Origin of the sequence: Ottowia thiooxydans DSM 14619 (genome assembly GCF_000422885.1) — a bacterium.
In the GTDB taxonomy this organism is placed as follows: domain Bacteria; phylum Pseudomonadota; class Gammaproteobacteria; order Burkholderiales; family Burkholderiaceae_C; genus Ottowia; species Ottowia thiooxydans.
Genome location: NZ_AUGX01000032.1, coordinates 32,709 through 57,133, shown reverse-complemented (window position 1 = coordinate 57,133; position 24,425 = coordinate 32,709). Strand labels below are relative to the sequence as shown.

The following is a 24,425-nucleotide window of genomic DNA, read 5'->3' as shown; positions in this document are numbered from 1 at the left end:
ACATGCCGCGACTGGGATGGGCCATGGAAGAGACCTTGAACACGCCCTAAGGCAGGAACGCGGGCGACAACAAGCGCAGGCCTATCGAGAACCAGCGCTCCCCTCCGCCCAAACGGTTTCCATAAGTGGCATCCACTTGCACGCGATTGGGCACAACCCAGTAGCGGAGCCCAGCTTGGTAAAGCGGCCGACCTTCGTTCTGGCCGAAGGTCTCTCCAATCAACCAAACTCTTTCGCTGAGCTGGGTTTCGGAGCCAATTCCCCAGGTCATGAAGTTGCGCCGTGATAGCCCCTCACGCAACCAGCCTACGTTCAGATGAAGCACGGCTCGGTCGTCCAATATCGAACGGCTCACCGGGATGTAGGCATACCAGTCTCGTCCGCTCGGCGGCCTGGCGTGCTGCGCCGTGCCAACCGCCAGGCCCCAACCCCAGCCATTGGGTTCTAGCGGCTTGAAAAGGGTTTTGGCTTGAAGCACCACGGTGTTGCGACTGCCTTCAATATCACCACGCGCATGTGATCCGCCTGCCGCGATCTCAAGATTACCGGTGGGGTTGCAGGCCGGAATGGCCCACAACTCAGTCGAATCAGCGTTCTGACGCACCCAGCTTTCGACCTGGCAGGCTTTTGGATCTACGGTTCGCGCGTCATCTGTGTTCATTGGCCGCGCTGCATGTGAAGCGGTGGCCGTCAGCATGAGCGCCAAGAGCGCTATCACCAATCCGGCTGCGCGAAGCCGAGTCAGAAGAGCGAGAGAGTAGGGGTCCATGGTGCAGACCTTTCGGATTGGGATCAGTCAAATGAAATCTGCGCGGCACTCTAACAGCGGACTATGGCATCTTGATGATCTCCCCGGAAACCGCTCTGTTTATGACCTGCCGTCGCGTCATGAATTAAACTCCCCCTTAGTATCCAACGAGTCGCCTGATGCCCCACTCCGCTGAAGACAAAAAACGCGCCATTACGCGCCTGCGCCGCATTCGCGGTCAGGCTGAAGCGTTGGAGCGCAGCATTGCTGAAGGCAGCGACTGCGGTCCAGTGCTGCAGCAGCTCGCTGCCATGCGTGGGGCTGTGAATGGGCTGATGGCAGACGTCCTGGAAGGCCATCTGCGCGAAACCTTTGGCCATGCGGATTGCGACACCGCGAGTATTGATGATCCCGAGCACGCGCATATGCACCAGGCCATCGGCGAGGCGGCTGCTTTAGTCCGGAGGTATCTGACTTGAGGATCCCCCCTGAGTCGCTTGCGCGCCTTCCCCCCAGGGGGACGCCACTGGCGGCCGGGCAAAGCCCGCTCCGCGGTGGCACCCGTATGGCCTGCTCCGCGGCCTCTTGTTTTTACTCCCTCTCCCGTATGCGGGAGAGGGTTGGGGTGAGGGTAGGGGCGCCTCCTGATCAATCAGGTTTGAGTAGTCCACTAGCCCACACCACTTCCTTTAACCGCATTTTTTCGAATCAATAACTTAAGGAGAATTCCATGAAATCCCGTGCCGCAGTTGCATTTGAAGCCGGTAAACCTTTGCAGATCGTCGAGATTGATGTGGCGCCGCCCAAGGCTGGCGAGGTGCTGATCAGGATCACCCATACCGGCGTGTGCCACACCGATGCGTTCACCTTGAGCGGTGATGATCCTGAGGGCATTTTCCCTGCGGTGTTGGGGCATGAAGGCGCAGGCATTGTGGTGGAATGCGGCGAGGGCGTGACCAGCGTCAAGCCGGGCGATCATGTGATTCCGCTCTACACCGCCGAATGCGGGGAATGCCTGTTCTGTAAAAGCGGCAAGACCAACCTGTGCGTCTCCGTGCGCGCCACCCAGGGCAAGGGCGTTATGCCCGATGGCACGACACGCTTCAGCTACAACGGCCAGCCCATCTATCACTACATGGGTTGCAGCACGTTCAGCGAATACACCGTGGTCGCTGCAGTGTCTCTGGCTAAAGTCAACCCCGAAGCCAATCCTGAGCAGGTCTGTCTGCTTGGCTGCGGTGTGACCACCGGTCTGGGTGCAGTGAAGAACACCGCCAAGGTGCAGCCGGGCGATAGCGTGGCCGTGTTTGGCCTGGGTGGGATCGGTCTGGCGGTGATCCAAGGCGCCAAGCTGGCAGGTGCAGGCCGCATCTTCGCTATTGACACCAACCCCGGAAAGTTCGATCTGGCCAAGACCTTTGGGGCGACCGATTGCGTCAACCCCAAAGACCATGACAAACCCATTCAGCAAGTCATTGTGGAGATGACGACCTGGGGTGTAGACCACAGCTTTGAATGCATCGGTAACGTCAACGTGATGCGCGCCGCACTGGAGTGCGCACACCGTGGCTGGGGACAGAGCGTGATCATTGGCGTGGCTGGTGCCGGCCAGGAAATCAGTACCCGGCCATTCCAGCTAGTCACCGGCCGCCGCTGGTTGGGCACAGCCTTTGGCGGCGTAAAAGGCCGCAGCGAGCTGCCCGGCATGGTGGAAGATGCCATGGCCGGCAAGATTCAGCTGGCTCCGTTCGTCACGCACACCATGCCTCTGACCGGTATCAACGACGCGTTCGATCTGATGCACGAAGGCAAGTCGATCCGTTCCGTGGTTCATTACGCCTGAGCGAGAAGGTTTTTACATGCTCCGTATTGAAAATCACGCCAGTTTCGGTGGCCGCCAGGAGGTGTGGAAACACGCCAGCACCAGCACGGGTACCGAAATGAAGATAGGCGTTTATCTGCCCCCTGCTGCCTTGGCGGGGCAGAAGTGCCCGGTGCTGTATTGGCTTTCAGGCCTGACTTGTACCGAACAGAATTTCATCACCAAGGCCGGCGCTCAACAGTATGCGGCGGAGCATGGCTTGATTTTGGTGGCGCCTGACACCAGCCCGCGTGGCGAAGGCGTACCTAATGATGGGGCCTACGATTTGGGTCAGGGCGCTGGCTTTTATCTCAACGCCACTCAGGCACCTTGGGCCCAACACTTCCGCATGGAAGACTATGTGGTTCTGGAATTGCCCAAGTTGATCGAAGAGCATTTCCCTGCCAGCGATGCGCGTGGCATCTCGGGTCACAGCATGGGTGGGCACGGTGCATTGACGCTGGCGCTTCGCCACCCTGGCCGCTACCGCAGCGTCTCGGCGTTTTCTCCCATCGTGGCGCCTGCGAGCGTGCCGTGGGGCAGCAAGGCCTTCGCCGCCTACCTGGGCGATGATCCGGCGGCTTGGCAGGCTCACGACACCGTGCAGTTGATTGCCAGGAGCCAGGAGCGCCTTCCGCTGCTTGTGGATCAGGGTGAAGCAGACGAGTTCCTGGCCGATCAGCTCAAGCCTGAGTTGCTGCGCGCCGCTTGCGAAAAAGCGGGCCATCCGCTGACATTGAATCTGCGTCCGGGTTATGACCACAGCTATTACTTCATCGCCAGCTTCATTGGCGAGCACATCGCGCATCATGCGCGCGCATTGACCGCCTGATCTCACCAGCATGATGGCTTCCATGCGGTGATGCCATGACGGGGCATCACCGTGCTCAGAAGGTGTGCCACACATCTTCTGTGGCTGGCTGGTGCCGGTACAACCGCCGGTTCATGATGAACACTTAAAGGACCTCGGACTGGCCGGGGAGTGTGTTGGTTACGTCAAATCTGGGCATAATTTCGACAAGCGTCTACATGAACCAGTTAAGCACTGTTTTCATTTCAGATTTTAAGTTTGTCGATAAAAATAGGCGCCATATTGCACACACCCATGGAAAACGGCCCCACCCCCACGCTTGCCCGCATGACATACGACCGGCTCCGCTCGGACGTGTTGAATGGGTATTGGGTGCCTGGCCGCAAGCTGCTGATGCACGAGCTGAGAGAGCGCTATGACGTGGGCGCCAGTCCACTTCGTGAGGCACTCAACAGGCTGGCGAGCGAAGCCTGGGTGGTGCACAGCGACCAACGCGGTTTTACCGTCGTTGAAGCCAGTCAGGAGCGCCTTGATGACCTGGTGCGCACCAGAATAGCGATCGAATCGCTCGCGATCAGTCAATCGATTGAGAACAAAGCGCAAGCCTGGGAAGAAACGCTGGTGCTGGCCTTCCATAGGCTATCCCGCGCGTCTCGTTCCATATCGACTGACTCCTACGAAGAAAATCCGGAATGGGAGCGACTGCATCGGAATTTCCACCGGGCACTGCTGGCAGGTTGCGAGTCAAGACTGATGTTGGACTTTTGCGATCAGCTCTACGATCAGGCCTACTGGTACAGGCAGCTGACTGCCCGCGTTTCCTACAAGGAACGGGATGTACTGGAAGAGCATCGCGCCCTGTTCGAAGCCGTGATCAACGGACGCGCTGACGAAGCCAAGCGTCTCGTAGGTGAGCACTACCAACGGACCGCCGGCATTTTCCGCGAAGCGTATTAGAGCTAGGGCGCACACGCTCTAGCTCTATTGTTGGTGGAGAGAGCCGCTTTGGCGGCTTACCTTACTGCGGCTGAACCTGAGCTTCCTTGACGTAGCCTGCCCACTTACGGGTTTCGCTTTCCACATAGGCGCCCAGTTCTGGGCCAGTGGACACTTGCACGCGCATGCCGGCGTCTGAGATACGTGTTGCGGTGGCAGGATCAGCCAACGCGGCATGTACTGCACTGCGCAGGCGCCCCACGATCTGGTCTGGTGTGCCGGCTGGCGCGAACATGGCCATCCACGTGGTCAACTCAAATCCCTCAATGGTGTTGGCGAGCGGCGCGACATTGGGCAGAAGTGGATGAGGCGCCTTGGACGTGACCGCCAGCGGCCTCAGCTTGTTGCCTTGGATATTGGCAATGGATACTGAGAGATCGCCGAACATCATGTCCACCTGGTTGCCCAGCAAATCCTGCATCGCCTGTGGCGGGCTCTTGTACGAGACCATGGTCATGCCCAGGTCCTTGCGGCGGTTGAGGATCTCGGCCGGCAGCAAGTTCCCGCTGGAGCCTTGTGCATAGTTGATCTTGCCGCGGTTGGTTTTTGCGTGGGCAATGAATTCGTCGATAGTGCGGATGGGCGACTGTGCATTCACCATCATCACCTGGGGCACATAGCCAAGCAGTGTGATGGGCTTGAAATCTTTCACGGGGTCATAGCTCAGCTTGGTGAATAGTGCCGCGTTGGCTGCATGCGTCGTACTTGATCCAACAAGGATGGTGTAGCCATCCGATGCGGCGCGGGCCACCGCAGAAGCGCCAATACTTGCGCTGGCTCCGGGACGGTTATCAATGACCACCGTCATGCCGTGCGACTTGGTCAGGTTCTCTGCAATGAAGCGCGCCATGACATCGGTGGCTGTGCCGGCCGCGAATGGAACGATGAAGGTGACCGGTCGCTGCGGCCATGCTTGTGCCGAAGCCTGGGGCGACACCAGCGCCGATGCGACTAGGGCCAGTGCAGCGCAGAGGGTGCGGCGAGTGGATTGTCCGCTGATCGTTGTTGTTCGGGTCATGGTTTGTCTCCTTCTTTGTGTTGAATGGCCTAATGGCCTGTCAGGGCAATGTCATCTCGTGTCGCAAACGTCTTCGTAGTCGAGCCTTGGATGGCGTGCATACGAGGGATCGACATCGGATTCCACATATCCCAGGTTGCATAGAAAGTTGGTTCGCACGGTGGTGCCGGCCCAACACAGCTCATCGACACGATCTGCCTTGAAGCCCGAAAGCGGGCCGCAGTGCAAGCCGAGCGCACGCGCAATGACGATGAGGTACGCGCCTTGAAGGCTGCTGTTTCTCAGTGCGGTTTGCTCTGTAAAAGTGGGCTTGCCGTCGTAGTAGCTCTGAGCGTCTTTCTTGTGTGGAAAGACGGTGGGTAGTCGGGATGCGAAGTTGATGTCCATGCCGATCACCGCGCACACCGGGGCGCCGAGCACTTTGGCCTTGTTGCCCTCGTTCACGCAATCTGCCAGCTCCGCGCGCGACTGTGGCGACACCCGCCATTGAATGCGGATGGGTTGGCAGTTCATGGAGGTGGGACCCCACTTGAGGTGCTCGTAGATTTGCCGAAGTACTTCGGCAGGAACCGGCCTATCCAGGAAGCTGCTGCGCGTTCTGGCCTGGCTGAACACATGATCCAGGAATGGCACGGACGGCATCATGGGCGTAGAGCTCATGGGTTAAGTCCTTGGGTCAGGCTTCGTCACGAATGGGATTGCGCAGGCAGCCCACGCCGTCGATCTCGATCTCCACCACATCACCAGGCTTCATGAATACCGGTGGTGTGCGCGCGTAACCCACGCCTGAGGGTGTGCCTGTGGCAATGACATCACCAGGCTCCAGGGTCGTGCATTCGGAGATGATCTCAATCAGTTCAGCCACTGACCACAGCATGTCGTCAGTGTTGGCGTTTTGCATGACACGGCCATTCAGGCGCGAGACGATGGATAGTCCCTTGCCGCCGCGTGGCAGTTCGCCTGGTGTCACCAACCACGGTCCAAAGCCGCCGGTCAGGTCGAAATTTTTGCCAATGGTCCACTGCGTGGTTTTGCGCTGATAGTCACGCAGCGTGCCGTCGTTAAAGCACGCATATCCGGCCACGGCTTCCAGAGCGTCTGCGGCTTTGGCACGGTGTACGCGCTTGCCTATCACCACGGCCAGTTCGGCCTCGTAGTCCAGCTTGTCGGACACTGGTGGACGAACGATGGCGGCACCATGCGCAACCAATGACGTGGTGCCACGCATGAAGAGGCTTGGGTACTCGGGGCGTGCGTTGCCACCCTCCTTGGCATGCTCTGCGTAGTTCAGGCCTACGCAAATGATTTTGCCGGCATCAGGTACGAGCGGAGCTAACTGCACTGACGAAAGGGCCAGCCACTTGGCGCTGTCTTGTGTGGCCGCCTGCAGCTTGTGGCCGATGGCCCCCAGATCGCCGCCAGTTTGCGTGAGCAGACTGCGCAGACTAGTCGGTAAAGTGACATCCAGCGCAGCCAACGGTATGAACTGCTCGTTCTGTTGGGGATGAATGGCGCCGATGTTGGCGCTACCTTGAGAGATGTAGGAAATCAGTTTCATTGTCTTGCTACGAAATAGAAATGGTTTAGCGAGTGGCTGGCGCTTGCGGGGCGAGATGGAAGTCGAACTCCACCAGCGAGAAGGGGCAGGGCATGCCCGCTGCGCTCGCTTGAGCGCTGTCTGTGACGGTGTGAACGTGGGTGATCAACTTTTCTCGCACGCCGAAGACGGCATCAGTCTCCAGGTAGGGGTCGTGGTCGAAGAAAATCTCGGTGGTGACGGGCAGATGCCCGTCGGCCATGACGATGGTGTGGAAGTGCGCAGGGCGCATACAGGTGCGGCCGGCTTGGCGTACGAGGTCCCCTACGGGGCCGTCTTCAGGAATGCCGTAGGGCTGCGGCAATACGGTGCGGAACGCGAATGTTCCGTCCGCATCCGTGCGCAGTTTGCAGCGCAGGTTGTGATAGTCCTGCGTGGAATCCATCTGCGGGTAGAGCGCGTTGTCCGCGTTCTGCCAGAAGTCGATCAGGGCTTGGAGTGGCTGGCCGCTCGCACTCATCACGCGGCCGCGAAACAGCGTGGGCGTTCCCGCCTGTTCGCCACGCAGATCGAAGCCGTTGGCTTGCTCTTTTGAATCGTGTACGTGAAACGGTCCCAGGACGCTGCCAGGGGTAGCGCCTTCTGCGCTGGCCATGAGGTCCACCAGGGATGACACGCCCAGCACATCAGAAATCAGGCTGAATTCGTTGCGAGATTCGTTGGTGCTCTGCGACGCGCGGGTCAGAAAAGACAGTGCGGCACGCCATTCCGCATGCGTCAGTTGTACCTCTCGTGCGTACCCGTGCAAATAACGGATGAGCGTATGCACCAGTTGGTTGGCGCGGTCATCTTTTAGATCGTATTCCCCAACAACTTCATCGGTAATTGAATTCAAATCGATCATATGTCGCCTAAGTGGATAAATAATATGCTTTATCGATATTATTCCCAATTACGGCTGTCTGAGGAAGTGGTGTCGACAAAATCGACCACTATCGCAAATACCTATGAGTAAAAATCCAGTACCTTCTTGAGGCGCGCCTTGCCGAGTTCAGTCAGGGGATCGTCATTTCGGGCACTTCGCTCTGCACGATGAGGTGTGCGTCGGTGGCCGCCATGATCTGATCGACGCTGATGGTGGGCGCGCGCTCACGCAGCAGCAGGCCAGCTTCGGTGGGTTCAATCACCGCCAGATCAGTGATGATGAGATCGATGCGGCGCAGCGAGGTGAGCGGTAGTGTGCATTCGGCTACGATCTTGGACTGACCCTTGGCGCTGTGCTGCATGGCCACAATCACGCGTGCCGCGCCGGTTACCAGGTCCATGGCGCCACCCATGCCCGGTACCATCTTGCCAGGCACTTTCCAGTTCGCAAGCTGGCCTTGGGCATTGATCTGCAGACCACCCAGAACGGTGACATCCAGATGCCCGCCACGGATCAGACCGAAGCTCATCGCGCTGTCAATACTGGCCGCACCTGGCACGGCGCTGACAAAGCCGCCGCCAGCGTCAGTCAGATGCGGATCCGCCATACCTTCGGGGGGACGGGCACCTAGTCCAATCACACCGTTTTCCGCCTGAAAGAACACGCCCTTGCCGGCTGGCACGTAGCCTGCCACCAGGCTGGGCAGGCCGATGCCTAGATTGACCAGCATACCGGGTTGAATTTCCTGCGCCACGCGGCGCGCGATCAGTTCCTTGGCGTCCATGGGGTCGTCTTTCGTGTCAAACTGAACGCACTACGAGATGGTCTACCAGGACACCGGGTGTTTTCACCGCGTCGGGCGGGATCACACCTACCGGCACGATGGATTCGGGTTCGGCAATCACGGTTTGTCCGGCCAGCGCCATGACTGGATTGAAGTTTTGCGCTGTCAGCAGATAGGCCAGGTTACCGACATAGTCGGCCTGCCAGGCTCCCAGCAACGCAAAGTCGGCCTTAATGGGAAGCTCCAGCAGAAACGACTGTCCTTCGATCTCGATCACACGCTTTCCCTGCTCGACTTCAGTGCCGAGACCTGTCGGGGTAAGCACCCCTCCGAGGCCTACGCCACCTGCCCGGATGCGTTCGACCAAGGTGCCCTGCGGGACCAGTTCAACATCGATCTCGCCGGTGATCATCTTGGCCTGGGTTTCAGGGTTGAGACCAATGTGCGAGGCTACGAGTTTGCTCACAGCGCCGGCACTGATCAGCTTGCCGATACCACGCCCCGGCAGGGCGGAGTCGTTAGCGATGACCGTGAGCTTGCGCGCCTCTCGTGCCACCAGTGCGTCGATGAGGTATTCGGGCGTGCCTACGCCCATAAAGCCGCCAATCAGCAGGCTGGCGCCGTCCGGGATGCTTTCGGCTGCCTGAGCGGCACGAAGGGCTCCTTTCATGCGGTCTCCTTCTTCTGAACACCAGCGGCGGCTCGTGCTGCGCGCGCAATCACAAGGTCTTCTCGTGTAGGAATGACCATGACCGTGGTTCGTGAAAATTCAGACGAGACCACCATCGCGCTTTCCGCGTTGCGGCCATGATCGATCTCAATGCCTATCCAGCCCAGGCGTTCGCACACACGCCGTCGTACCACGCGCGAGTTCTCTCCGATGCCGCCGCAAAACACCAGCAGATCGACGCCACCCATGGCTGCTGCCATGGCGCCAAGCTCGCGTTGTACGCGAAAGACAAAGTAGTCTATGGCGCGGTGCGATTCAGCGTTATCGGCTTGCTCCAGTGTGCGCATGTCGTTTGACAATCCGCCGGACAAGCCGAGCAGCCCTGATTCGTTGTAAAGAATTTGCCGGATCTGAGCGGTATTCAACTTTTCCTGCTCAAGCATGTAGAGCAAAACGCCAGGATCGATGTTGCCGCAACGTGTACCCATGGGCAGGCCATCGAGTACTGAAAACCCCATGGACGAAGCCACTGAATGTCCGCCGTGAATGGCGCACATGGAGGCACCGTTTCCGAGATGCGCGATCACGACGCGGCCCGCAAACAGATGCGGCGCCATACGCTGCAGTTCGCCAGTCACATAGTCGTAGGAAAGTCCGTGAAAGCCGTACCGGCGCACGCCCTGCTGGTAGTAGCGGTGCGGCAGCGCGAAGCTGTCGTTGACGAAAGGCTGACCCCGGTGAAAAGCGGTGTCAAAGCAGGCCACCTGCGGCACACCGGGAAAGGCCGCTTGCGCGGCGCGGATGCCGGCAATGTTGTGCGGCTGGTGCAGCGGTGCGAAAGGGGAAAGCGCTTCCAGGGTCTCTAGCACTTCGGGCGTGATCGTGACAGGTTGGTCGTAGTGCGTACCTCCGTGCACGACACGATGGCCCACAGCCGCAAGGTCCAGGTCCGGGCGGGTTTGCTGGAGCGTGGCGATCACCATAGCCAAGGCATCGCTGTGATTGGTGAGCGAGCCTTCGGCCAGGGGCAAGGGCCGGCCGAGGGCATCCTTGAGCACCAGGCTGCCTTCGGCGCCTATGCGTTCGGCTTGGCCCGTCACCAGCGCGTGGTCGTCATCGGCGGAGAACAAGGCCACCTTCAGTGAGGATGAACCTGCGTTCAGCGTCAGAAATGCGGAGTTGTTCGGTGGGTTCACGCTGACACCTTCGCTTTCTTGTTGTGCATATGGTGCTGCACCGCAATGGCGCACGAGGCCAGTCGTGCCATCGGGCTGTCGGAGCGGGAGTTCAAGATCACGGGCACACTGGCACCGAGCACCAGGCCGGCGCCCTCGGCATGGCTCACGTAGGTCAATTGCTTGGCCAGCATGTTGCCGGCGTCTATACCGGGCACGACGAGGATGTTGGCATGGCCGGCCACGCGCCCGGTGAGACCCTTGGTGCGTGCGGCCCCGATGTCCATGGCGTTGTCCATGGCCAGGGGCCCGTCAACCGCGCCGCCCCGAATCTGGCCGCGCTCGGCCATCTTGGAAAGCAAAGCCGCGTCTACCGACGATTGGATGGCGGGATTGACGGTTTCCACAGCCGACAGCGCGCCAACCCGTGGCTCGATGCCCAGCGCCAGTGCGAGGTCGATGGCGTTTTGCACGATATCCACCTTGGTCGCCAGATCTGGTGCGATATTGATGGCGGCGTCTGTGACCATCAAGGGTTCGTTCCGGCCGGGAACGTCCATGACGAACACGTGCGTGAAGCGTCTGCCGGCACGCAGGCCGTTGGCCTTGTCCAGCATGGCACGCAGCAGGTCGTCCGTGTGCAGATGTCCCTTCATCACGGCACCGGCGCGGCCCTGGTGCACCAGGGTGCAGGCCATGGCGGCGGCGGCTGCATCACCGCCAGAAACGTCCACGATTTCCATGTCACCAAGGTCCGCGCCCAAACCATCCGCAGTGGTGCGAATGCCGGTGATGGAGCCCACCAGGATGGGCTTGATGATGCCTTCTCGCGCGGCCAGGATGGCACCGCCTAGCGAATTGGGATCGTCCGGGCATACCACTGCCACCGGTACTGGAGGCAGCTCGCGTGCGCGTGCGATCAGGGCCTCGAAATGCCGGTGGCGTTGCACCACCAGGCCCGGCACCTCGATGTCTGACCGGTCAAACTTTACGGTAGGCGCAATCACCCGCGCTTCACCACTGATGATCAGCATGCCATCCGAGGGGCGGCTTACTTGAGTGGAGAGAAGTACCGTGCCATCGGACGATTTTTCGAGCACCCGCACTTCACACAGGAGTTCGTCACCGACGTGGGGCCGGTTATGAACTTCGAAACGGTGGCTTCGAAACAATGTGCCCGGACCGGGCAACTTGGTGCCCAGGACACTGGCGGTGAGCGAGGCCACGAACATGGAGGGCGCGACGTTCTCAGGGTGACCATCGCCATCGGTGTCTATGCTGGGCAAATGCATGGGGTTGTAGTTACCCGATGCGGCAGCGAACACGTATAGGTCATCTTGTGTGACCAGGCGCTGCAGATCAGCACGATCGCCGATCTGCAGTTCGTCAAAGATTCGGTTGACCAAACGCATCTCAACGAACCTTGCGTGTCGATGTGGTCTTGGCGGCTGAAGGCTTGACGCGTGCCCTCGGTTTGGGCGTAGTTATGCCGCGCGCTGCGCTGGCAGCACGTGCAGTTTTCGCAACGATTTCAACTTCAGCAGCCACGGTTTCGCGAGCTGAATGATGCTCGAGCGGGTCTTCACTGACGTCGTCCAGCAGTGGCTGAAGCTTGAATATTTCTCCCAATCGATCGAGCAAGGCAATCGTGCTGTCTGCCATCTCGGCTCGCGGGCCGGCGATGAACTGCACGGTCTTGACCGCGAGCTCACGTTCTTCCTGTGTCGGCAACAGCAGAGGCAGAGTCTCGATGGCGCGCTCACTTTCGTAGCTTGCGATCAGGGTCTGCTCGTGGATGATCATGGCGCGCCGCTCGGCGCCCAGAGATGTGAAGGGTTCGTCTTGGGTCAATACTTTGCTGGAACGTTCGAGCCGGTCGCGTCGTACATCACCACGGTTGTCTGCCAGCAAAATCAGAATGCGGATCACACCCTCGGCGAAGCCGCCTCGGTCCACGTTGTAAAGCGCAGCCGAGACTTCGGGCAGGCTGCGCAGCTCATCTGAATTCTTCAGGGTACGCCGCGTCTCGTGGGTGCGGCCGAAGGTGCGTGCCCACGGCGAATTCCACATCGAGAAGAAGCTCATCTCATAGGCCATGTCACGGGTATCGCGCCAGAAGTCAATGCTCTGCTCTACGGCGTTGAACAACAGGTTTTCGCTTGCCACGAAGGGGTTGTCCGGAGACGCCTTGCGGCGGTCTTCGCGCACCGCTTGCGCTGCCTTGGTGATGTGCTCCATGGCCGGGTTTCGCGATGACACCAGAGCGCGCTCCAGCCGCTTGGGATGGAGTGCGCGGCTGAGTTCAGCGCTTGTCGGCGTTACGACGGCCTTGACCAAGGGGCGCAGCATGGCGTCGTACATCTGAGCTTGCACTTCCGAGGTGCGGGCGACGGCGGCGAATGGACGCTCGTCCTGCATACCATCATCCAGTGCGCGGATGTGGTCCAGTGTGCGCTCGGCGAAGTCTACGGTGAAGGTCTTTTTCCCGTCTTCGTCGACCAGGTCCTGGATCAGCATCTCGTACAGGCCAGGGGGGAGTGCCTCGATGGTCTTGAGCGTGGAGCTGACCTGCGTATGCTCGCGCTTGGCCACCTGCGAGGACACAAAGATCCCCAGATGACCAACCTGCTCATGCACCATATAGATGATGCGTTGGCCGCGGATGCGTATTTCCTGCACGTCCGCGTAGGTCTCTACGATCCAGTTCAATGCCTGCTGTGGCGGTGTGATGTTGTCACCGTGGCTGGCGAAGGCGATGATGGGCGCGCGAATCGCCTTGATGTCTACATGGCGGCCTGGTTCCAGCCGTGCCTCGTTCTTGGACAGGCGGTTGCCAACGAAGAGTTGCTCCACGATCCAACGGATCTCGGCTTCTGTCATCAAGAAGTAGCCACCCCACCATTTCTCGAATTCGAGAAAAGCCTGGTCGCCTTTGTCGATGTCGCGGTACAGGTCCGTGTATTTGCGGTACAGGGTGCGCGCCGGATTCAGCAGCTCGAAATTCTGGACCAGGTTCGCGCCGTCGAAGATGCCGCCGCCGAGATCGGACAGGAACATCGGGATCCAGGTGCCCCCCATGACACCCGCGTTGTAACGCATCGGGTTCTGGCCCACTTTGCCGGCCCATGGGGCGACAGGCGCTCCATTGATGACGATGGGACCCGTCAGATCCGTGTTCATGGCCGCGAGCAGCAAGGTGGCCCAGCCGCCTTGGCAGTTTCCGGTAATGACGGGTTTGGAGGCCGTCGGGTGGCGGCGCATGACTTCTCGTACGAAGGCGGCTTCGGCACGCGTCACGTAGGACAGGTACTGGCCGGGTTCTGGCCGGCTGCGAAAGGCCACGAAGTACACAGGGTGCCCGTCGTGTAGCGCCACGCCCACCTGGCTGTCGGGCTTGAAGCCGCCGATACCTGGGCCATGACCGGCACGTGGGTCGATGATGATGTAAGGTCGGCGTGCATCGTCGATGGTGACGCCGTCAGGAGGCAGTATCTTCAGCAGGAAGTAGTTGCAGGGATAAGGGAGATCCTTGCCATCCATGACGACCTCGTAGTCGTAGATCAGCACCGGCGGGCAATCGGCAGCTTCGTGCTCAAGGAAGATGTCGCCGCGTTTGCGCAGCGTGTCCATGCTCAATAAAGCGCGTTCGCCGGCGTCACGCAGGTATTCCAGCCAAGCTTCGGCCAAAGGCCCGGCTTGCTGCTGCTGAATAGAGCCCCCCAACGTCTGGACAGCTTCCAGCAGTTCGGAGCCCCGCTTGCCGTGCTCGCTCAGAATGCGCCTCCCGTTTTGGCTTGCGGCATCGGACAGTACGTTCGCGTTGTAGGTGCTGGCGTCCAGTGCTTGTTGCATGTTCTCGGCGTTTTGGCGGGCGATGTCCATCACGTCGTTTTCAGGTCGAAGTCTCGAAGAGGGTTGCCTGGAATCCAGCAGATCAAAGATATTGGCCATGGAGAAAGCTTGGTCCGGAATGGGTTTTGGGGTCAGGCGACGATCGAATAACCGCCGTCGATGTCGTGTACGCCGCCGGTGAGATTTCGGGCAGCGGGTGAGGCGAGGAAAGCTGCCATGGCACCGACGTCTTCGATCGTGGCCAAGTGATGGGTAGGTGCTTGCTTGGTCGCTGCGTCCAGCAATTCGTCGAAATGGTCGATTCCAGACGCAGCCCGTGTCGCCATCGGTCCAGGCGACAACGCATGCACGCGGATGCCGCGACTCCCCAGTTCGGCGGCGCTATAGCGCACCACGCCTTCCAGGGCAGCCTTGACCGGCCCCATCATGTTGTAGTGGCGCACCACTCGCGAGGATCCGAAGAAAGAGACCGAAAGGCAGGTACCGCCGTCCTGCATCAGTGGTTCCGACAAGCGAATCATGCGCAGAAACGAGTGCACGGACACATCCATGGCTTGGGAAAATCCTTCTGCCGAGCAATCCACTACGCGGCCATGCAGATCGGCCCGGGGTGCGAAAGCGATCGAATGCAGCAACGTATCGAGCCGCCCCCACTTTTGGGTGATCGTGTCAAAAACCGCTTCTAGCTGGCCGGGGCAACTCACATCCAGCGGCATCTGGATCTCTGCACCCAATGATTCAGCCAGTGGGCGAACGTGGGGTTCAGCCTTCTCGTTGAGCCAGGTGATGGCCAGCTTCGCACCTTGGCTGTGCAGCGCTTGTGCACACCCCCACGCAATGGAGTCCCGGTTGGCAACGCCAACGACGAGCGCATGCCCGCCTTCGAGCGAGAACATTGAGGAAGATTGCATAAGACTCCGGAGATCAGTACGCGCAAGTTAGCTGCGCGAAGTGACATCCAGGCGACGCTTCAATGACGCCGCGATGACATCTGACGCCCGAGCGTCTGCATCAAGAAAAAACGCCCGGTCCGAGAAGGGGCCGGGCGTCAGGCTCGTCAAGGCGACAAGCTTTAGTTTGCGAAGACTGTAGAGAGAACGATCAAGGCCGCTGGGTTGGCGGCAGGGTCATGCCCGAACCTTGTCCAGGGCGCGAAGCAGGCGCTGTCCGGGGTTGGCTTTGAGGCGGCATGGCAGGCGTCAGATCCGCAGGCAGACCGTTGCTGTTTACGTTGCCTGGCGCCGGGCGTGCTGGGTTTACCCCCAAGCCGGTTCCCGAGCCCTGAGGGGCTAAGCCGCCCGGTGGGGTGCCTGCACTTGAGGACGGTGGCATTTGCGCACTACCGCTGGTGCCGGTTTGGGCCAGGGCGGGCAGATTCCAGGCAAGTGCCGTGGTCATTAACAAGACTGTGGGGAGATGGCGCATGCGTCGATTGGTCATCAGGGTGAACCCTTTCAGGTGTTGAACACGATGCCAGTCTGCCATCCGAGCCGGTTACATGGTGGTCTGAAACGTTGAAGTTGTAATGATGTGAGTGCTGGCTGACATCCTGTATTAGCTCTACATGAAAGTACACCGATCCACCGTTTCCCCGGGGTGTGTGGACTCAAATGGTCACGCGTGGGCAAGGGGAGTGCGAGGCGCTCAGGGTGATTAACTTTTGGTTAAACAACAGCGAATTTATTTCGCTTTTGCTTTCGCTTTCAAGTTCCTAGACTTCGATCGTTCTCATTAGTCCCAGGAAAATCTGATGTCTGTTTACCGCGCCGCGAACGTGCGTTTGAATGAAGCCGTGCGCCCAGAGTTGGCCGATGTCTGCTTGCCGGGCCCGGACGAAACTATTCTGGGCGAGTACGCGCGCATGCGGCCCCAACTCGAAGCATTTCATGCCTTCGACAAAGCTCATATCGTGATGCTGGCTGAAGAAGGGCTGTTGCCACGTGAGGACGCGGCGGCAATGCTGCGCGTGTTGCGTACCTTGGAGGGCCAGAGTGGCGGAGCGATTGCCGCACGAGCGGCCACGGCGGAAAATATGCATTCTGGCGAGGCTCTGCTGACCCACGCGCTGGGCGGAGAGATTGCCGGAAAGATGCACCTGGGACGCAGCTCTGGCGATCTGCTGACGGTGTCGTTTCGCTATACCTTGCGCGAGAAGTTGTTGCGCATCGCCGCCCAATTGAACGCGTTGCGCCAAGTGGTGAACGACTTGGCTGCCCAGCATGTCAACACCGTCATGCCTGGAAGCACGCATCTGCAGCATGCACAGCCGGATACCTTTGGCCACTACCTGTTGGCGTGGGCGAGCGCATTCGATCGTGATGCGGAGCGGTTGCGCCAATACTTTGTTCGCCTGAATTTGAGCCCGGCAGGTGCTGCCATCCTGAACGGTTCGGAGTTTGCGCTGAACAGGGAGCGCGTGGGCGAGTTGCTTGGCTTTGATGGGCTGGCGCTCAATACACGGGATGCGGTGTGGGGGCGCGATGTTGAGATCGAAGCCCATACGCTCACCATGTTGTTGGCCAGCAATTTCAATCGTTTGGCGGAAGACCTGATGTTGTGGTCGTCGCCGGAGTTCGGCTTGGTGGAATGTGCGGACGGCTTTTGCGGCACCAGCAGCATTATGCCGCAGAAGAAAAACCCCAATGCACTTGAATGCCTCAAGGGCATGGTGGCGACTTGCACTGGCCATCTGGTGAGTACGGTGATGGTGCACAAAAATCCATCCACTGTTCCGGTGTTCGAATGGGTCCGCTCCATGTCAGATGCCTGGCGCGGCTACGACGAGATGGCTTCAGCGCTCCCCTTGATGACCGCCGTGCTGAAAACCCTGATCGTGCGAGACGAGCGGATGCGCGAACGCGCAGGTGCGTTCTGGGCTACGGCCACCGATCTCGCGGCCGCGATCGTTCGCCATGCCGACATACCGTGGCGTGCGGCCCATCAGATTACCGGCATCACAGTGAGGCTGGCTATTGACGCGGGCCTTTCGCCCGGCCAGATCAACACAGCGCTTGTGGACCAGGCTGCACGTACGCATTTTGGGCGCGACATCGGACTACCGCCAGCGGTGCTGGCTTCCGCCATGGACCCAACGGCATCCGTAGCGCGGCACAAGCTTCCGGGTGGTCCGGCGCCTGAACGTGTGAGTGAGGCCCTGCTCATGCACGCGGCGGCACTTGCCGAAGACGAGCGCTGGCTGGCGGTCACGCTGGGGCATCAGCAGCAGGCGCGGGCCATGCTGGAGCAAGGCATTGATGCGCTCCTCGCTCCCTCGTTGGCTTCCTCGTCAGCTTCTATTTCCCGCTAGCCGCCAGCTGTGCCTTCCACATAACTGATTCAATAACATCAAGGAGACTTTCCATGTTTGATATTTCTCGCCGCCGCATGCTGCGCGCATCTGCCTGTGCCCCTCTTTTGGGGACCGGTGTAGTGGGATGGGCAGGCGCCGCACAGGCCGCGACCTGGCCGGAGCGGCCCATTCGCATGCTCGTGGGCTATAACACCGGCGGTGCCACGGATGGTGTGGCTCGCCCCATTGAGGCCAAGCTTCAAGCCACACTGGGCCAACCCTTCATATTCGAATACAAGCCGGGCGCCGGCGCCACTGTGGCAGCGGCTCTCGCCTCCAAGGCCGCGCCAGACGGGTACACCCTGCACATTACCGACAGTGGTCCCATGACCATCCTGCCCAATGGCAAAGTGGTTGGCTATGACCCCCTGACAGCTTTCAGCTCGTTGGGCATGGTGTGCGAGGGCTGTTCGGTGATTGCCGTGCACCCATCGCTGCCTGTGGAAAATCTCGCAGACCTGGTGAAAATGGCCCGCGCCAAACCGGGAACGCTGACCTTCGGCACTTCGGGCATGGGCGGCTCAGCTCATCTGGCCGGCGAGCTGTTCCAGGTTATGACCGGGACCGAGTTGGTGCACGTGCCCTACCGTGGTGGCGCGCCGGCGGCAACGGACCTGGTGGGCGGACAGATTCCCATGCTGTTTGCCTCCACCGGCACCGCATTACCATTCATCGAACAAGGGCGCATGCGTGCGCTGGCTGTTACCTCCCCTAAGCGCTCAAGCTCGCTGCCGAACGTGCCCACCGTGGCGGAACAGGGCTACCCTGGCTACGACGCAACGGTTTGGTTCTCCATGGTGGGGCCGGCTCGCCTGCCACCGGCCATCGTCAGCCGGTTTCATGAAGCACTGCAAGGCGCTTTAAGCGACGCAAAGGTACAGCAGGCGCTGCGTCGTCAGGGCTACGAGCCCCTCCTGGGAGGGTTGGATATCCAGGATCGGCGGGTGAAGGAGGATCTGGCTAAATGGGGCAAGCTGATCCGGGAGAAGAAAATCCGTTTCGAGTAAGGCGTAACGTCTCAACCCGTTCTACGCTCCCGAAAAGACTCTCAGGCTCTCAGGCCTTCGCCCTGTCCAATGCCAGGCGGCAAAAGTGCAGGGCCGCTGGCCGCAGCGGCAGGGCGTCGTTCCAGATGATGCCCACCGCATCCCGTACTGGTGGCACGGCTACGGGCAGGATGGCGCCTATGGGCGGCGCGAGATGCTGTCTGGCCACCCTGCGTGGCACGATCGTCACATAGTGGCCCAGTGTAAAAAGCGGGCCCACCATGGTCATGTCGCTGGTCTCCACGTACTCACGCGGAAGGCCCAGGCGCCGGGTGTGGAGGATTTGCTCCAGATGATCGCGCATCAGGGTGCCGGGGGCGGGCAGGCACCAGCGCTGGCTCACCAGTTCGCGCCAGCTCGTTCGGGCCTGGCTAGCAAACGGATGATCATGGCTGGCCACCAGCACCACATCGTCACTCAGGATGGGCGCTGTGCGCAGGCCAGACTGAACGATATCGGCACTCAGCCGTGCGAACAACAGCTGGATGTGCCCTTTTTTCAACTGATCTTGCAGATGCTCGGCGCTGCCGTCTACAAGCCTGATCCGCACCAACGGGTGCAACTGCGCGAAGGCGGCGATCGTGGCCGCCAGGAATGGGTGCAGGGAGACGGCCTTGGTGCCAATCACCAACTCCCCTCTGTAGCCTCCGTGCAAGCCATCCACTGCATCGACAAGGTTGTCGAGTTCGGTGTTGATCGCGCGGGCGCTGGCCAGAATCGTTTCGCCAAGAGGCGTGAGACGCAGCCAGCCTCGGCCACGTTCGAACACGGGTCCCTGAAAGACCTCTTCCAGCTCTGCCGCCGCCTTGGAGACGGCCGCCGCTGACACATGCAGCCGTTCGGCGGCTTGTGACAGGTTCTGCACGTTGCTCAGCGTTTCCACGAGCCTCAGGTGACGGATCTTGACCCCACGCGTCTGCACTAAAGTTTCACCTGAAAACTGTGGGGCGAGGCTTGCACGCGGACCATGCGGATAGCGTCAAATGGGCAGCGGACTGCACAAAGTGCGCAGCCGGTGCAGGCTGCTGCATCGTCCAGGTTGGATGATTTACGCCAGCCCGTGGTCTGCAGGGAGAGCACCCGTGGCTCGCATACCGCCACGCACCAGCCGCACCCGGTGCAACGCCCGGGGTCAATTTCGGGCAGGGCACGCCGGGTGCGGGGCTTGGTAGAGCTCAAGACTGCCCAGCCTTCATCAGCCGGGCGCTGATTTCATCTGCCGCACGCGCAGTACGCTGAATACGCCTGCAGTCAGTGCGCAGGCAGCGCTCAGCGACAAGGCGATCACCGGACCCAGCGTGCCATCGTGCGGGTGCCACATGCTGAATATGTAGGCCACCAGGACGGCGCCCAAGGTTTGCCCAGTCAGCCGCGCGGTGCCCAGCATGCCGCTGGCGGCGCCGCTGCGGTGCGGCGGTGCAGAGGTGACGATGGTATGGTTGTTAGGCGACTGGAACAGACCAAATCCCATTCCGCATAGAGCCAGACGCCAAGCGATGTTGATGTCAGAAGGAGACTCCGGCAGCGCGGCCAGCAGCGTGAGGCCAGTGGCCATGGCGAGCATGCCAATACCGCCCAGCAGTCCATCGGGGATGCGTCCGATCAAACGGCCAGCGACAGGTGCCGTGACCACGATCGCGAGCGGCCAGGCGGAAATCAGAAGGCCTGCTTTCAAGGGCGTGAAGCCATAGCTTTCGAGCAGCAGAAAGGGCAGGGCCACATAAGACAGCATCTGCGCACAAAAGGCAAACACTGATCCGCACATGGACAACCCGAATATTGGCAGCCGCAGCAAATCGACCGGGAAGAGCGGTGCTACCCGGGTTCTTTGGCGGTACACATACACCACACCCACCACGATACCCGCAGCGAGCATGGCCAAGCCATCGAGCGGCACCGGGCCGCCCCCGCCACTGACGACACCCAGGCGATCCGCGCCGACAAACACCAGCGAGAACATCAGCACGTTCAGCACCACATCCACCGGTGAAATGCGCGAGCCCACTGCGGCCGCAGCCGTGTTGGAGGGAAGCACGCGCCTGCCGAGCACAATGATCATCACCCCCAGCGGCAGGTTCAAGGCGAGCAACCATGGCCATGAAGCCACTGAAAGAATGGCCGCTGCCAAGGAAGGACCCGCCACGGATGCGGTGGCCACCACCATGGAATTGAGTGCGACGCCTCGGCCTAGCTGCGAAGACGGAAAAGTCAGGCGCACCAGCGCGGTATTCACACTCATGACGCCAGCCGCACCAACCCCTTGGAGCGCTCGTGCGGCAATCAGCACACCCAGGTTCGGGGCAAACATGGCCATGGCAGAAGCCAGCGTGAACAAGGCCATGCCGGCCAGGTACACACGCCTGTACCCCAGTAGATCACCCAGGTTCGCGAATGGCAGCAACAGTGCCAGCGCGGCGATCTGGTACGCATTGACGACCCAGATCGAATGCGCCGCGGTGGAGTTCAAGTCTCGCGCAATACCTGGCAATGCCAGGTTCATGATGCTGCCATCAAGCACCGACACCATCAGGCCCAGCATCATGACGACAATGGCGTGCCGGCGCTGTGGATAAGGCAGACCGTCCTGCTTGGCAGGCGGGCTTGCCTGAATACCGCTAGGCATCAGGAGGATGCGGCTAGCGTGGGATAGTCGGTATAGCCGTGAGCGCCGCCACCATACATCGTGGCTTTGTCTACCTCGGTGTAGGGGCCGCCGCGGCGCAGCCGCTCGGCCAGGTCAGGCATGCTGATGAACCACTTTCCAAACGCTACCAGGTCGGCTTTGCCGCTGGCGATCGCTTCCTCGGCCAGGGGGGCGTCATAGCCGTTATTGACCATCCAGGCGCCGTGTCCTCCGGCCTCGCGGTAGGCGGATTTGAGTGCGGCGTAGTCGAAGGGTCGGCCTTGCACTTCACGCGGGCCGCCCGTGGAGCCTTCGATCACGTGGACGTAGGCCAGGCCCAGGGGGGCCAGCTGGCGGATCAGGTAGTCGAAGAGGGGCTGCGGGTCAGCATCGACGATATCGTTGGCGGGCGTAACAGGGGAGAGGCGAATGCCCACGCGGCCGTGGCCAACAGCATCTACTACTGCACGGGTCACTTCGAGCATTAGACGGGCGCGGTTCTCGATGCCGCCGCCGTAGTCGTCTTGCCGTTCGTTGGCGCCGGTCTTGAGGAATTGATCGAGCAGGTAGCCATTGGCCCCGTGGATTTCCACACCATCAAAGCCGCAAGATTTGACTGCGTTGCGCGCGGCAGCTGCAAACTCGTGCACGATGGGTGGGATCTCGTGGCGGTGCAGCGCTCTGGGCTGGCTGGTAGGCGAAAAACTGCCTTTGCCTGCTTCATCGATCAGGTAGGTCTTGGTCTTGGCTTGAATCGCCGAAGGAGCCACCGGCGCTTGGTTGTTGGGCTGCAGGGCGGTATGAGACACACGGCCCACGTGCCACAGCTGGCAGACGATCTTGCCCCCGGCGGTGTGCACGGCCTGCGTGACTTTCTTCCAACCGTCGAGTTGCTCGGTGCCATACAGGCCCGGTACGTCGGCGTAGCCCTGGGCCTCTGCGGTGATGGCAGTCGCTTCAGTAACGATCAGGCCAGCACCCGTGACCGGATCCGCGCGTTGAGCGTAGTACTCCGCCATCGTGGGAGTGGGAATCGCATTCGGTGCGCGGTTGCGCGTCAGCGGGGCCATGACAATGCGGTTGGCCACCTCAATGGCCCCAACCTGAGTGGGAGTGAACAGCGTAGGTTTCATGCCGGGAGGAGCTCGGTAGGAGAATGGCGAAAAGAGAGTCCGCATTTTGCGCCACCTTGGCGTTTGCTGCAGGACAATGACCACATGCCCACCACTGTCCCGCCCTTGCGCCGCCTGCTGCTGATTGCGCTCGCTTTGTCGTTTGGCGCCGCAGTGTCGCTGGGCATCACGCGCTTTGCTTACGGCCTGTTGCTACCGGTCATGCGTGAAGACCTGGGCTGGAGCTATACCTTGGCCGGGGCGATGAATACGGCCAATGCGGCGGGCTATCTGCTGGGCGCGCTGGTCACGCCGCAGCTCATACGGCGTTTTGGGGCCTCAGTTGTTCTGTTGGGGGGCGCGGTGCTGGCCAGCGCATTCATGGCCGCTTCCGGCTTTTTTACCGAAGCGGGGCCGCTGCTGCTGCAGCGCCTCATGGCTGGCGTCACGAGTGCTTTCGTGTTCGTCGCGTGTGGGTTGATGGCAGCCCGCCTGGGTGCGCAGGCACCCGCGCATTCAGGGCTGTTGCTTGGCTTGGTTTACGGCGGTACCGGCTGGGGCATTGTGGTGTCGGCTTTGGGTGTGCCGGCCATCCTGAACGCCGCACAAGGCGTGCCACATAGCTGGGCCTGGGCTTGGTGGGGGCTGGCGTTGGCCTGCCTTGCGGGCACGGCCATCATGGTGTGGCCTGCGCGGGTGCTGCATTCCCAGCAGGCGTCTTTGCCAAACCCCTCAGGTTCAGCGGCGGCATCGAGCCAGGCCGCCATTCCCCTGCGTGCCATGGTGCCGGCGCTATTGGGCTACACGTTGTTCGGCGTTGGATACATTGGCTACATGACGTTCGTCATCGCCTTGTTGCGAGAGCAAGGCGTGAGCCCTGGCGCCATCACGGCTTTCTATGCGCTTTTGGGGCTGGCGGTGGTGGCATCGGCCCGCATCTGGGCGGGTCTTCTGGACCGTGCCAAAGGCGGCGGCGCGCTGGCGCTGCTGAATGCGGTGTTGGGTGTGGCAACGATCATGCCCGCGCTGACCAGCGCGTGGCCCATCGTGTTGGCTTCGGGCCTGCTGTTCGGGGCGGTTTTCCTGTCGCTGGTGGCATCCACCACGGCTTTTGTGCGCCACAACCTGCCTGAGCCCCAATGGGCGGCAGGCATCAGTGCCTTCACCATTGTGTTTGCCCTGGGCCAGATCATTGGCCCCACGGTCGTGGGGTGGGTAGCTGACGGGCCAGGTGGCCTGGCCCGTGGTCTGCTGTATTCAGCTGGCGCGCTGTGGTTAGGCGCGCTGTTGGCTTGGCGCCAACGAGCGATCAGATCAGTCCTTCAGCCTTCATAGCCGCCTGCACTGCAGGGCGAGCGGCTACGCGTTCACGCAAGGCCACCAGGTTCGTCAATGCCGAGAGGTCGATGCCCATGGGTTTGGCCCAGTTGGTCACGGTGAAGAGATACCCGTCGGCCACGGTGAAATCGTCTCCCATCAGATATTGTTTGCCGGCCAGCAGGGTGTCCAAGTGCTGCAGTCGGTCCAGCAGTTTGGCCTTGAATGATTGCTTGGCTTCATCGGGCATGCCCGGGTTGAACAGAGGGCCAAAATTTTTGTGAACTTCGGTGCCGATGAAGTTCAGCAGGCTCTGCAACTGATAGCGCGCAACCGTGCCGTTGGGAGGTGCGAGTTTCTTGGCGGGGGCTTGGTCGGCGATGTACTGCACGATGGCAGGGCCTTCACTGAAGCCGGTACCGTCATCCAGCACGAGGTAAGGCACGTAGCCCAGCGGGTTGACCTTGCGGTAGTCGCTGCCATCGGGCAGGACCTTGGTTTTGGTGGGGGCGGAAATGGCTTCGTACTTCAGGCCGGCTTCCTCCAGTGCGATGTGAGGAGAGAGCGAACAGGCGCCGGAAGAGTAATAGAGCTTCATGAT

24 protein-coding genes are annotated in these 24,425 nt (G+C 60.7%); 7 read left to right on the top strand and 17 right to left on the bottom strand.

Features of this window, described 5'->3' with window-relative positions:
* Nucleotides 1-46: 46 nt before the first annotated feature.
* Nucleotides 47-697, bottom strand: a complete 651-nt coding sequence (locus tag G518_RS0120490; protein ID WP_156909481.1) for a hypothetical protein — start codon at nucleotides 695-697, stop codon at nucleotides 47-49.
* A gap of 230 nt (nucleotides 698-927) precedes the next feature.
* Between G518_RS0120490 and G518_RS0120485 the strand changes: the two genes are divergently transcribed.
* The 4 genes from G518_RS0120485 (at nucleotide 928) to G518_RS0120470 (ending at nucleotide 4,377) form a co-directional block, all read left to right on the top strand.
* The gene (locus tag G518_RS0120485; protein ID WP_028604142.1) at nucleotides 928-1,227 is read left to right on the top strand and encodes a metal-sensing transcriptional repressor; all 300 of its coding nucleotides are present in this window, start codon (nucleotides 928-930) and stop codon (nucleotides 1,225-1,227) included.
* 251 nt (nucleotides 1,228-1,478) lie between these two features.
* Nucleotides 1,479-2,591 carry an S-(hydroxymethyl)glutathione dehydrogenase/class III alcohol dehydrogenase gene (locus tag G518_RS0120480; protein WP_028604141.1) on the top strand — a complete coding sequence of 371 codons (1,113 nt, stop codon included), beginning with the start codon at nucleotides 1,479-1,481 and terminating at the stop codon, nucleotides 2,589-2,591.
* Between the two features lie 16 nt (nucleotides 2,592-2,607).
* Nucleotides 2,608-3,441, top strand: coding sequence for an S-formylglutathione hydrolase (fghA, locus tag G518_RS0120475; protein WP_028604140.1), 834 nt, complete (start codon nucleotides 2,608-2,610; stop codon nucleotides 3,439-3,441).
* Between the two features lie 273 nt (nucleotides 3,442-3,714).
* A complete protein-coding gene (locus G518_RS0120470) occupies nucleotides 3,715-4,377 on the top strand; it encodes a GntR family transcriptional regulator (protein WP_028604139.1) in 663 nt (220 codons plus the stop codon).
* Nucleotides 4,378-4,438: 61 nt separating this feature from the next.
* Here the strand turns inward: G518_RS0120470 and G518_RS0120465 are convergent, their stop codons facing one another.
* The 11 genes from G518_RS0120465 to G518_RS0120415 all read right to left on the bottom strand — a co-directional run bounded on the left by G518_RS0120465 (nucleotide 4,439) and on the right by G518_RS0120415 (nucleotide 15,817).
* A complete protein-coding gene (locus G518_RS0120465; RefSeq protein ID WP_051237129.1) occupies nucleotides 4,439-5,434 on the bottom strand; it encodes a Bug family tripartite tricarboxylate transporter substrate binding protein in 996 nt (331 codons plus the stop codon).
* Nucleotides 5,435-5,485: 51 nt separating this feature from the next.
* Nucleotides 5,486-6,094, bottom strand: a complete 609-nt coding sequence (locus G518_RS0120460; protein ID WP_245598055.1) for a malonic semialdehyde reductase — start codon at nucleotides 6,092-6,094, stop codon at nucleotides 5,486-5,488.
* 16 nt (nucleotides 6,095-6,110) lie between these two features.
* Nucleotides 6,111-6,992, bottom strand: a complete 882-nt coding sequence (locus G518_RS0120455) for a fumarylacetoacetate hydrolase family protein (RefSeq protein ID WP_028604136.1) — start codon at nucleotides 6,990-6,992, stop codon at nucleotides 6,111-6,113.
* Between the two features lie 25 nt (nucleotides 6,993-7,017).
* The gene (locus tag G518_RS36090; protein ID WP_036595432.1) at nucleotides 7,018-7,875 is read right to left on the bottom strand and encodes a dioxygenase family protein; all 858 of its coding nucleotides are present in this window, start codon (nucleotides 7,873-7,875) and stop codon (nucleotides 7,018-7,020) included.
* A gap of 151 nt (nucleotides 7,876-8,026) precedes the next feature.
* Nucleotides 8,027-8,680: a 3-oxoacid CoA-transferase subunit B gene (locus G518_RS0120445; RefSeq protein ID WP_028604135.1), complete on the bottom strand. Its 654-nt coding sequence runs from the start codon at nucleotides 8,678-8,680 to the stop codon at nucleotides 8,027-8,029.
* 16 nt (nucleotides 8,681-8,696) lie between these two features.
* Nucleotides 8,697-9,350: a CoA transferase subunit A gene (locus G518_RS0120440; RefSeq protein ID WP_028604134.1), complete on the bottom strand. Its 654-nt coding sequence runs from the start codon at nucleotides 9,348-9,350 to the stop codon at nucleotides 8,697-8,699.
* A complete protein-coding gene (locus G518_RS0120435) occupies nucleotides 9,347-10,546 on the bottom strand; it encodes an acetate/propionate family kinase (RefSeq protein ID WP_028604133.1) in 1,200 nt (399 codons plus the stop codon). Before G518_RS0120435 ends, G518_RS0120440 begins: the two co-directional genes overlap by 4 nt.
* Entirely contained in the window at nucleotides 10,543-11,937 is a 1,395-nt protein-coding gene (locus tag G518_RS0120430) for a bifunctional enoyl-CoA hydratase/phosphate acetyltransferase (RefSeq protein WP_028604132.1), read from the bottom strand. The genes G518_RS0120435 and G518_RS0120430 overlap by 4 nt, the downstream gene beginning before the upstream one ends.
* Nucleotide 11,938: 1 nt before the next feature.
* Nucleotides 11,939-14,476 (bottom strand): DUF3141 domain-containing protein, encoded by a 2,538-nt coding sequence (locus tag G518_RS36085; RefSeq protein ID WP_084652045.1) that lies wholly within the window; start codon nucleotides 14,474-14,476, stop codon nucleotides 11,939-11,941.
* A gap of 32 nt (nucleotides 14,477-14,508) precedes the next feature.
* A complete protein-coding gene (gene fabI / locus G518_RS0120420; protein ID WP_245598053.1) occupies nucleotides 14,509-15,288 on the bottom strand; it encodes an enoyl-ACP reductase FabI in 780 nt (259 codons plus the stop codon).
* A 190-nt stretch (nucleotides 15,289-15,478) separates the two neighbouring features.
* Complete coding sequence (locus tag G518_RS0120415) at nucleotides 15,479-15,817, bottom strand: hypothetical protein (RefSeq protein WP_156909480.1); 339 nt, start codon at nucleotides 15,815-15,817, stop codon at nucleotides 15,479-15,481.
* 310 nt (nucleotides 15,818-16,127) lie between these two features.
* Between G518_RS0120415 and argH the strand changes: the two genes are divergently transcribed.
* A complete protein-coding gene (gene argH, locus G518_RS36080) occupies nucleotides 16,128-17,684 on the top strand; it encodes an argininosuccinate lyase (RefSeq protein WP_051237125.1) in 1,557 nt (518 codons plus the stop codon).
* A 53-nt stretch (nucleotides 17,685-17,737) separates the two neighbouring features.
* Nucleotides 17,738-18,733 carry a Bug family tripartite tricarboxylate transporter substrate binding protein gene (locus G518_RS0120405; protein WP_051237121.1) on the top strand — a complete coding sequence of 332 codons (996 nt, stop codon included), beginning with the start codon at nucleotides 17,738-17,740 and terminating at the stop codon, nucleotides 18,731-18,733.
* A 49-nt stretch (nucleotides 18,734-18,782) separates the two neighbouring features.
* Here the strand turns inward: G518_RS0120405 and G518_RS0120400 are convergent, their stop codons facing one another.
* The 4 genes from G518_RS0120400 to G518_RS0120390 are packed head-to-tail and all read right to left on the bottom strand — an operon-like array spanning nucleotide 18,783 to nucleotide 22,528.
* Nucleotides 18,783-19,694 (bottom strand): LysR substrate-binding domain-containing protein, encoded by a 912-nt coding sequence (locus G518_RS0120400; RefSeq protein WP_084652043.1) that lies wholly within the window; start codon nucleotides 19,692-19,694, stop codon nucleotides 18,783-18,785.
* Nucleotides 19,694-19,951, bottom strand: coding sequence for an ATP-binding protein (locus G518_RS39440; RefSeq protein ID WP_084652041.1), 258 nt, complete (start codon nucleotides 19,949-19,951; stop codon nucleotides 19,694-19,696). The genes G518_RS0120400 and G518_RS39440 overlap by 1 nt, the downstream gene beginning before the upstream one ends.
* Before the next feature lie 16 nt (nucleotides 19,952-19,967).
* Complete coding sequence (locus G518_RS0120395) at nucleotides 19,968-21,395, bottom strand: MFS transporter (RefSeq protein ID WP_051237118.1); 1,428 nt, start codon at nucleotides 21,393-21,395, stop codon at nucleotides 19,968-19,970.
* Nucleotides 21,395-22,528, bottom strand: a complete 1,134-nt coding sequence (locus tag G518_RS0120390; protein WP_028604126.1) for an alkene reductase — start codon at nucleotides 22,526-22,528, stop codon at nucleotides 21,395-21,397. Before G518_RS0120390 ends, G518_RS0120395 begins: the two co-directional genes overlap by 1 nt.
* Before the next feature lie 84 nt (nucleotides 22,529-22,612).
* On the opposite strand from G518_RS0120390, the gene G518_RS0120385 reads away from it, so the two are divergent.
* On the top strand, nucleotides 22,613-23,842 hold the full coding sequence (locus tag G518_RS0120385; RefSeq protein WP_028604125.1) for a YbfB/YjiJ family MFS transporter: 1,230 nt from the start codon (nucleotides 22,613-22,615) through the stop codon (nucleotides 23,840-23,842).
* On the opposite strand, the gene gstA is transcribed toward G518_RS0120385, so the two are convergent.
* Complete coding sequence (gene gstA / locus G518_RS0120380; RefSeq protein ID WP_028604124.1) at nucleotides 23,817-24,422, bottom strand: glutathione transferase GstA; 606 nt, start codon at nucleotides 24,420-24,422, stop codon at nucleotides 23,817-23,819. The two genes, G518_RS0120385 and gstA, sit on opposite strands and share 26 nt — an antisense overlap.
* Nucleotides 24,423-24,425: the final 3 nt, after the last annotated feature.

Coding starts and splice junctions, on each gene's coding strand:
- G518_RS0120390 (WP_028604126.1), bottom strand. CDS start 22,528: ATGAAACCTACGCTGTTCACTCCCACTCAGGTTGGGGCCATTGAGGTG.
- fghA (WP_028604140.1), top strand. CDS start 2,608: ATGCTCCGTATTGAAAATCACGCCAGTTTCGGTGGCCGCCAGGAGGTG.
- G518_RS0120395 (WP_051237118.1), bottom strand. CDS start 21,395: ATGCCTAGCGGTATTCAGGCAAGCCCGCCTGCCAAGCAGGACGGTCTG.
- G518_RS0120455 (WP_028604136.1), bottom strand. CDS start 6,992: ATGAAACTGATTTCCTACATCTCTCAAGGTAGCGCCAACATCGGCGCC.
- G518_RS0120430 (WP_028604132.1), bottom strand. CDS start 11,937: ATGCGTTTGGTCAACCGAATCTTTGACGAACTGCAGATCGGCGATCGT.
- G518_RS36085 (WP_084652045.1), bottom strand. CDS start 14,476: ATGGCCAATATCTTTGATCTGCTGGATTCCAGGCAACCCTCTTCGAGA.
- G518_RS0120460 (WP_245598055.1), bottom strand. CDS start 6,094: ATGAGCTCTACGCCCATGATGCCGTCCGTGCCATTCCTGGATCATGTG.
- G518_RS0120485 (WP_028604142.1), top strand. CDS start 928: ATGCCCCACTCCGCTGAAGACAAAAAACGCGCCATTACGCGCCTGCGC.
- G518_RS0120465 (WP_051237129.1), bottom strand. CDS start 5,434: ATGACCCGAACAACAACGATCAGCGGACAATCCACTCGCCGCACCCTC.
- G518_RS0120480 (WP_028604141.1), top strand. CDS start 1,479: ATGAAATCCCGTGCCGCAGTTGCATTTGAAGCCGGTAAACCTTTGCAG.
- gstA (WP_028604124.1), bottom strand. CDS start 24,422: ATGAAGCTCTATTACTCTTCCGGCGCCTGTTCGCTCTCTCCTCACATC.
- G518_RS0120415 (WP_156909480.1), bottom strand. CDS start 15,817: ATGACCAATCGACGCATGCGCCATCTCCCCACAGTCTTGTTAATGACC.
- G518_RS0120490 (WP_156909481.1), bottom strand. CDS start 697: ATGCTGACGGCCACCGCTTCACATGCAGCGCGGCCAATGAACACAGAT.
- G518_RS0120445 (WP_028604135.1), bottom strand. CDS start 8,680: ATGGACGCCAAGGAACTGATCGCGCGCCGCGTGGCGCAGGAAATTCAA.
- G518_RS36090 (WP_036595432.1), bottom strand. CDS start 7,875: ATGATCGATTTGAATTCAATTACCGATGAAGTTGTTGGGGAATACGAT.
- G518_RS0120385 (WP_028604125.1), top strand. CDS start 22,613: ATGCCCACCACTGTCCCGCCCTTGCGCCGCCTGCTGCTGATTGCGCTC.
- G518_RS0120440 (WP_028604134.1), bottom strand. CDS start 9,350: ATGAAAGGAGCCCTTCGTGCCGCTCAGGCAGCCGAAAGCATCCCGGAC.
- argH (WP_051237125.1), top strand. CDS start 16,128: ATGTCTGTTTACCGCGCCGCGAACGTGCGTTTGAATGAAGCCGTGCGC.
- G518_RS0120405 (WP_051237121.1), top strand. CDS start 17,738: ATGTTTGATATTTCTCGCCGCCGCATGCTGCGCGCATCTGCCTGTGCC.
- fabI (WP_245598053.1), bottom strand. CDS start 15,288: ATGCAATCTTCCTCAATGTTCTCGCTCGAAGGCGGGCATGCGCTCGTC.
- G518_RS0120470 (WP_028604139.1), top strand. CDS start 3,715: ATGGAAAACGGCCCCACCCCCACGCTTGCCCGCATGACATACGACCGG.